Annotated in this window: 6 protein-coding genes, 1 tRNA gene and 1 pseudogene; 2 read left to right on the top strand and 6 right to left on the bottom strand. The window is 42.1% G+C overall.

Going from position 1 to position 7561, the window contains the following annotated elements:
• The first annotated feature begins 637 nt into the window (after positions 1 to 637).
• Together BLS65_RS16665 and BLS65_RS16660 are read left to right on the top strand one after the other, a co-directional pair.
• Positions 638 to 2836 (top strand): S9 family peptidase, encoded by a 2199-nt coding sequence (locus tag BLS65_RS16665; protein WP_092440944.1) that lies wholly within the window; start codon positions 638 to 640, stop codon positions 2834 to 2836.
• A 191-nt stretch (positions 2837 to 3027) separates the two neighbouring features.
• Positions 3028 to 3111, top strand: a tRNA-Leu gene (locus BLS65_RS16660).
• Between the two features lie 226 nt (positions 3112 to 3337).
• Here the strand turns inward: BLS65_RS16660 and BLS65_RS16655 are convergent.
• The 6 genes and pseudogenes from BLS65_RS16655 to BLS65_RS19130 all read right to left on the bottom strand — a co-directional run.
• Positions 3338 to 4837, bottom strand: a complete 1500-nt coding sequence (locus tag BLS65_RS16655) for a bifunctional metallophosphatase/5'-nucleotidase (protein ID WP_212590581.1) — start codon at positions 4835 to 4837, stop codon at positions 3338 to 3340.
• A 5-nt stretch (positions 4838 to 4842) separates the two neighbouring features.
• A complete protein-coding gene (locus tag BLS65_RS16650; protein WP_092440943.1) occupies positions 4843 to 5253 on the bottom strand; it encodes a YidH family protein in 411 nt (136 codons plus the stop codon).
• A gap of 67 nt (positions 5254 to 5320) precedes the next feature.
• Positions 5321 to 5848: a dihydrofolate reductase family protein gene (locus tag BLS65_RS16645; protein ID WP_092440942.1), complete on the bottom strand. Its 528-nt coding sequence runs from the start codon at positions 5846 to 5848 to the stop codon at positions 5321 to 5323.
• Between the two features lie 112 nt (positions 5849 to 5960).
• The gene (locus BLS65_RS16640; RefSeq protein ID WP_092440941.1) at positions 5961 to 6782 is read right to left on the bottom strand and encodes an alpha/beta fold hydrolase; all 822 of its coding nucleotides are present in this window, start codon (positions 6780 to 6782) and stop codon (positions 5961 to 5963) included.
• Positions 6783 to 6909: 127 nt separating this feature from the next.
• Positions 6910 to 7212 carry a ferritin family protein gene (locus BLS65_RS16635; RefSeq protein WP_092440940.1) on the bottom strand — a complete coding sequence of 101 codons (303 nt, stop codon included), beginning with the start codon at positions 7210 to 7212 and terminating at the stop codon, positions 6910 to 6912.
• 194 nt (positions 7213 to 7406) lie between these two features.
• Positions 7407 to 7561: pseudogene (locus BLS65_RS19130) on the bottom strand (IS256 family transposase); the annotation flags it as partial.

Raw genomic sequence — 7561 nt, 5'->3', positions numbered from 1 at the left:
GGATAATGCGGGGACGACAGCGCATCCTAAAGCTCTTTTCGGCCAAGAAATACCACCTGCTGCTGGAGTGAAGCGGCCACGCTGCTGTGCCCAATGGGAAAGGTATGCCCGCGCCTCAATAGCTAGTAATTGAATACCTGACACTTACGGTTCGTTACGGTTTTTATTGTTGCAGGCTTCCAAAAAAGGAAGTTGCAAACCATAGGGGGAGCGAAAAACGGAAGAAGTGACGCAAAGAAGGGCTATGTCGAACCAAAAAAATGGCAAAATATCCACCAAGCAAACCTAAATACGCTAAGATTTAAAACCTAGCAATCGACCTGCGGATTTAAGGTAACTTAGAATTTGTCGCTGCTACACCTGCAAATAGCGTTTAAGTTTGTGATGGGTTACGATTACGAAGTGCCATTTTTCCTTCCTTTTAAAATAGATAAAATGATTTAATGAACAAGAGTTTTGGTGTATATTGTTGATTTTCAATCTGTGTAGTTGTGGACTCTCTATGTGTTTTTAGGTATACCATTTTTTCTTGCATGGCTGTCGTTCTGAGTTTTTTAATACCTTGGCTCCCCTAATCATTAAACCTCCATGTTCTTTCTTATTCTAAAAGACGAATTATCCTAAAACCCAAACCAACATGAGTTATAATTACAGGTATTTGCTGCTGGCCACAATGGCATTATTCTCTTTACCGGTGATGGCGCAAAAGTCGCCACTCACCCTTGAAAACTTATTTCAAAAGAGAGAGTTTGCCGCTCAGTCGGTTTATGGTGTTAACTCTATGAACGATGGAGAGCACTATACAACGCTGGAGGGACGAGCTGCTTACGTGGTGCGCCATAAGTATAAAACCGGCGAAGTTGTTGATACCCTATTCTCCATTGATGGAGGTTATATTAAGCAGCTCAACACAAAGTTGGACAAAGATGCTCAGGTAAAAGCCTTGGACGGCTACGAGCTAAGCGCGGATGAAACCAAGCTTGTGATAGAAGCGAACTCGGAGCCTATATTCCGCCGCTCTTCGAAATCGGATTTTTATGTGTTCGATATTAAAGCCAAAACACTTACGCCTGTTTCTTCCAACGGAAAACAGCAAAATTCAACACTCTCACCCGATGGTAAGAAGCTTGCCTTTGTGCGGAACAACAACCTTTATATGGTTGACCTTGCTTCGGGCGCTGAAGAGCAAATAACTACCGATGGTGTTTATGGAAAAATCATTAATGGCGTAACCGATTGGTGTTACGAGGAGGAATTTGGGTTTTCGCAAGCCTTTGCTTGGTCGCCTGATAGCCGCCGTATTGCCTTCTACCGCTTCGATGAGTCTGATGTTCCTGAGTTCAATATGACCAAGTTTGAAGGTAGTCTTTACCCGGTCAACTATACTTTTAAGTATCCAAAGGCGGGTGAAAAGAACTCTATTGTTTCTATTCATGTGTTTACGCTTGAGGGAAAGAAAACTGTAAAAATGGATGTTGGACCTGAAACCGACCAATATGTTGGTCGCATAAAGTGGTTGCCAAACAGCCAACAGCTTGCCATGATGCGGTTAAATCGCCTTCAAAACCAGTTCGATATTATGCTTGCCAACCCTGAAAGTGGTAGTTCTACGACCATTTATACCGAGAAGAATAGCCGATATGTAGAGGAGGTTACCGATAGTTATCTCACCTTTACTCCCGATTCGAAGGAGTTTATTATTCCAAGCGAAAAGAGTGGTTTTAGGCATATCTACCATTTCGATATCACCGGAAAACAGCTACATCAGGTTACCAAGGGAAATTGGGATATTACCTCAATTCAAGGATTTGATGCAAAGAACCGAATTGTTTACTACCAATCGGCCGAAGAGTCGCCACTACGTCGTTCCGTGTATGCTATCGGCCTCGATGGAACAAAGAAGAAGAAGTTGAGCGAGTTTTCAGGAAACAATACTACTGCATTCTCAGCTGGATGTAAGTATTACATCAACTACTACTCTTCCGTAAAATTGCCAGTGTTGGTTACTCTTCACTCGGCCAACGGAAAGTTGCTACGAACGCTAAAGGACAACCAAGAGCTGAAAGGTAAACTTGCAGGATACGACATGCCAACAAAGGAGTTTTTTACCTTTACTACTTCTGAGGGGGTACTGCTAAACGGTTATATGGTAAAGCCTGCCAACTTTAATGCTGCAATTCGTTACCCCGTGCTTATGACCCAGTATAGCGGACCAAACTCGCAAGAGGTGCTCGACCGTTGGGGCTTAGGTTGGGATGAATATCTTGCAAGTCAAAATGTAATTGTAGTAAATATCGACTCTCGCGGAACTGGTGCAAGAGGAGAGGAGTTCCGAAAAATGACCTATGGTCAAATGGGCAAGTATGAAACCATCGACCAAATTGAGGGTGCAAAATACCTACAAACCTTAGCTTTCGTTGACCCTGCACGAATTGGAATTTGGGGATGGAGCTACGGTGGGTTTATGTCGATGTCGGCGCTGATGAAGGGCGACGAGGTGTTTAAAATGGCTATTGCCGTTGCTCCTGTCACCAACTGGCGCTTCTACGACTCTATTTATACCGAGCGCTTTATGGGCCTTCCTAAGGACAATGCTGCTGGTTACGATGATAACTCTCCAATAAACTATGTAGATAATCTCAAGGGCAAGTTGCTCATTGTTCACGGTTCGGCCGACGATAACGTGCACATGCAAAACAGTATGGAGATTATCAACAAGCTTATTGCAGCCAACAAGCAGTTTGATATGATGATTTATCCCGACCGTAACCATAGCATTTATGCTCGTTACCACCTATATACTAAACTGACCGACTACGTTAAGGCTAATTTGTAGAATTGGGAACTAATGAATATTGCTGATAGTAAGGTTGCTATAGTTAAATATATGAGCTAGTAACTGGTTGGTTTCAATTAAGAAACGGAAGCCCTGAGGTAATCCTCGGGGCTTTTGCATTAAAAAAATGTAATAATTTCGGTCGAAAAGTTCAAACAACCCCAAAATATTATACTTTTGCGTCTCGCAATGCCCGAATGGCGAAATTGGTAGACGCGCTAGTTTCAGGTACTAGTATCAGTAATGATGTGCAGGTTCGAGTCCTGTTTCGGGCACCCAATTAAAACGAAAGCCTCGTAAACGTTAAGTTTTCGGGGCTTGTTTTTTGGTGGGGAACGGAATAGGGGTCAATAATCTTAGTTCTTCGGTAAAGCGTTTAGTCTCCTGCCGAGTCTGTTCTATTTTTAAACTACCAAGGAGTCAGACCCATTTTAAAACACGAAACTTTAATTGAAGTCAGCAAACAGGGTTAATGCTTCCTGAACAATTACGATAAATCCATTAGACAACTACATAGGTACCTCTGAGTTCTGCACTTAAGGGATGATGACTGGATAGATATTTTCGCATTGCATCAATTACCAGTTCTGAACTGTTTTTGCGGTTTCGTCCGTACTTTTCGGGAACTCCCTGCATGGTAACGAATGCTGCTGTGTAGTATTGACCTGGCTTTGCTTCCTCTTTGCCAATAAAGATTTTCTGGATACGTTGCCCAGCCGGATTCTCAATCTTGAAATAGACATGCAGACCCAGACAGCGTTTAACATATCCGCCCATCTGTTTGTATGGGTCGCACGAGAATGTTCTTTCGAGATTCTCCTCCAACATCGCCCTGAGTTCCTCGCCAGTCAATTCAACAGTTGATACAGGCGGATTCATGGGAATTATGTTATACAGGTCATTCAACGTTATTTTTCCGGGAATTACGGGCGCACCAAAGCGCCAGCCATTCGAAAATGCCAATTGCGCTCCGGTACTTTCAAGCAGAGCCTGAAGGAGAAAATTGTCCATCGTGGATTCCAGTGTTGTTCCGCGGTTAAGGGCGGTGGCTGTTTCACCGACAACCTCCGTGAGTAAATCGTTAAATGGCTCCAGTGCTTCTTTAACCAGCTTTTCCACAGTTGGATCAGGTTCTGTATTGGCTTTAACTTCAATTAACTGATGCCGGTAATCAATAATCTGTCCATCATTTAATTCTACATCGAGGCGACCCAGAAATGAACCGTGGCAACCTGACTGAATTACGATGGTTTTACCAATGAGAACCGGTTCGGAAAGACGATTGTGGGTATGCCCGCTAAGGCAGATATCTATTCCTTGTACTTCTGACAAAAGCTTTAAATCCTGGGGGAACCCAAGATGTGAGATTAAAATAATCAAATCTACCTTTTCTACGATTTGTAAAATTGTGATGACAGGCGGAAGTTCATCTTTGCCAAGTGTAAAATAAATTCCTTCGCTGAACGATGGCGGCATGGTTTTATCAATAATGTTCGATGCTAATCCCACAAGGCCAATCCGTAATCCACCAACTTCTTTTACAATATATGAAGGATAGACAGGCTTGTTTGTCACTTTATCGAAAATATTAATTGCCAGCATGGGATAATTGAGTTCCGCAACCCGTTGCTGAAAAACCTCCGGGCTATAGGCAAACTCCCAATGTGCGGTCATGGCATCAATTCCTATTGAGTTCAGTATCGGGATCAACGCCTTTCCCTGGGTTTTCTGTGCCGGGAAAGTACCCTGGAAAGTATCGCCGCAATCGCAAAAAAGACAATTAGGACTGACGGCCCTAATCTGTTTTACAAGAGCAGCAATTCGCGCATAACCTCCTGCTTTACGATAAACAGCATGGTCGCCTTCCCAAAACATTTCCTGGTGTAAGTCAAAATACGCATGGCTGTCATTCATCTGGATGATGGTGAGTTTATTACTGTTACTCATTTCTACCCTTTCCGTTAGTTCAATTGTATTTTGCGTTTCACCATAATATTTCATATGGGTTAAATACTGTGAATTAAATAAACAACAAGGAAAATGCCAACTGCAAGAACTGATATTGTGAGCATTGCGTCAAGTATCGAGGATGGTTGCCATGTATCTTCGTTTATCTGTTTCTCAACCTTCTTATACCTGACATATGCAAGTAATCCCATTAAAGCGCCCAATCCAACAAGGAATATCCCGAGAATGGCTGAATATCCATGAGAAGGCGGCAGACTTTCTCCAATAGTTGATTTTCCCAGAACAAATGACATTTGTTTCATGAACAGCGCGAACTTTTCGACCACAAATCCGAATGCCATTATCCCTATGCCTGTTCTTATCCATGCAAGAAATGTCCTTTCATTGGCCATGTGCACACGGCGGTTGCGAACTTTTTCCTTTGTATTATCATTTACAATCTCAGACATACTGGTATATTCGAGGTTAATTATCGCTCACTAAAAAGGTATATTGGATACCCGAAAAGTCCATTCATCATTTCTTCAGCAACGCATATTTGGTTATCAGTGTTCCCCGCTCGTTAACTTTTTCGCAGCTAATTAAGGATAATTCGATGTCGAGTTCGTCCTCTATTGCAAAATTGCCTCCTGTTCCGAATATCCGGGGTTCAATCGTCAGCCATAATTCGTCAACCAGTTGTTCTTTTAAAAACGAAGTGGCTATATGAGGTCCACCAATAAGCAGCATATATTTATAATCCAACAGGTCCAAACGTGCAGAAAGTTGAGCCGGCGATTCATCCGAAAATTCAAGTTGACCGGTTACTTCAAACTCCTTGTATTTTGCTGGGTCTGACGTCATAACAACAAAATAATGGCTTGCTGATGGTTTTACACGGTGTGCATTAAAAGTAGTGCTTCCCATTACAATCAGCGTGGAGCCCTGCCATATCATGCGAAAATAATCCTTGTCAGCTTTTGATGACCATTTCCGAACCAAGGGATCACCCCATTTGGTTACCTTTCCATCTAGTGTCGCAACAAAAACAAGCGCAGTTTTCATTTTTAAGTTTTAAAACGGTTGAGATTTGATGAGAACTTTATTGCTTGTCAAATTTTTGACGGATCTTAGTTTTCAGCAATTGCGGAAATTATCCTCAATATAAAATTTTAGATCAACTCTTCACAAAAGCCAAAAGATCAGCATTTAGCTTTTCCTTGTGTGTGTCAGCTAGGCCATGCGGTCCACCAGGATAGATGTTAAGTTTTGCATTTTTTATCAGTTTAACAGCGAGCATGGCTGAATCGGCAATAGGAACAATCTGATCGTCGTCGCCGTGGATTATCAGCGTGGGAACATCAATTTTTTTCAAATCTTCAGTGAAATCTGTTTCCGAAAAGGCCTTGATACATTCGAGTTCGTTTCTCAATCCACCTGCCATTGCTTGAAACCCAAAAGCATCCCGCATACCTTGAGTAACTTTGTTCCCCTTGCGATTTGCACCAAAAAATGGAGTGGTCAAGTCCTTAAAAAACTGAGAGCGATCGGAGGAAACACCGGTGCGAATATCGTCAAACGCCTTAATCGGCATTCCTCCAGGATTTGTCTTGGACTTAAGCATAACAGGGGTTACAGAACCCATCAGAACAACCTTGTCTACACGAGAAGTTCCATGTCGACCTATATAACGGGCCACTTCCCCTCCACCTGTGGAGTGCCCGATAAGAGTAATCGCTTTAAGGTCCAACAATTCGATCAGTTCCGCTAAATCATCGGCATAGGTATCCATATCATTGCCATTCCAAGGCTGGCTGGAACGCCCATGTCCACGGCGGTCATGAGCAATGCACCTAAATCCATTTGATGCTAAAAAATCCATTTGGGACTCCCAAGCGTCTGAATTTAATGGCCATCCGTGACAGAAAACTACAGGCTGTCCATTGCCCCAATCCTTGTAGTATATTTGCGTATTGTCTTTTGTATTAAATGTATTCATAATGTTTTTAATTAAAATGTTTAATTGAATTAAAACTCTCTCTTAATATTTTATTTCAAAACAGTGGTGCTTGATATATTTTCATAACTATTCATTGTTTCTTGGGTATTTTCCAGGAAATCCTATTCTACTTTAAGTTCTTAATTATTTCTTCGACTTCCTTAGCCCCTTTTGCGTAAAATTTCTTTTCGTCTGGAGCCAGCTGGTGGAGCAATCGAAGAAACTCTCCGGCATGAACGAGTTCTTCATCGGCAATGTCCTTAAGGACCGCGATGGCAAGTTTGCTATCAGTTGACTCTGCAAGCTGCATATACAATTGAGTCGCTTCGTACTCAGCAGCGACCAAGAACCTGATTGCACGGATGAGTTCTTCATCTGTAAGTTTCCGGTCGTTTGCCAACCCCGAAAAAGATGATCCAAAATCTGGCATAATTAGGGAGTGTAAATTAAACTTTGTCTGGTAATTTTCCTAGTATTCAAAACTACTGTTTTTTTTGAACTCAACTCTTAAATGCTCTTTAAAAGTTTGAATCAAAATTAGACAAGGGCGGCTGAGGCACGAAGCCGTTTATATACCCTTGGCTTGTTTTGGTTCAACTTGTTTCTTTGCATTTGAGATTGATTTCATAAGTCTATTTTCATCCGATCCCCAAACCTTATGTGCAACTGCTGAGCCGTTATTGCCCAGTTTTTCAGGGGCATCGTCCATTTTTTAGAGATGTGTTCAGTAGCTAAATATATCAGCTTTAACAAGGCCATATCGTTAGGAAAGACACCTT

It is taken from the genome of Williamwhitmania taraxaci (assembly GCF_900096565.1).
Classification (GTDB): domain Bacteria; phylum Bacteroidota; class Bacteroidia; order Bacteroidales; family Williamwhitmaniaceae; genus Williamwhitmania; species Williamwhitmania taraxaci.
The sequence above is the reverse complement of the archived record's forward strand: the minus strand, read 5'-3'. Positions and strand labels throughout refer to the sequence as shown.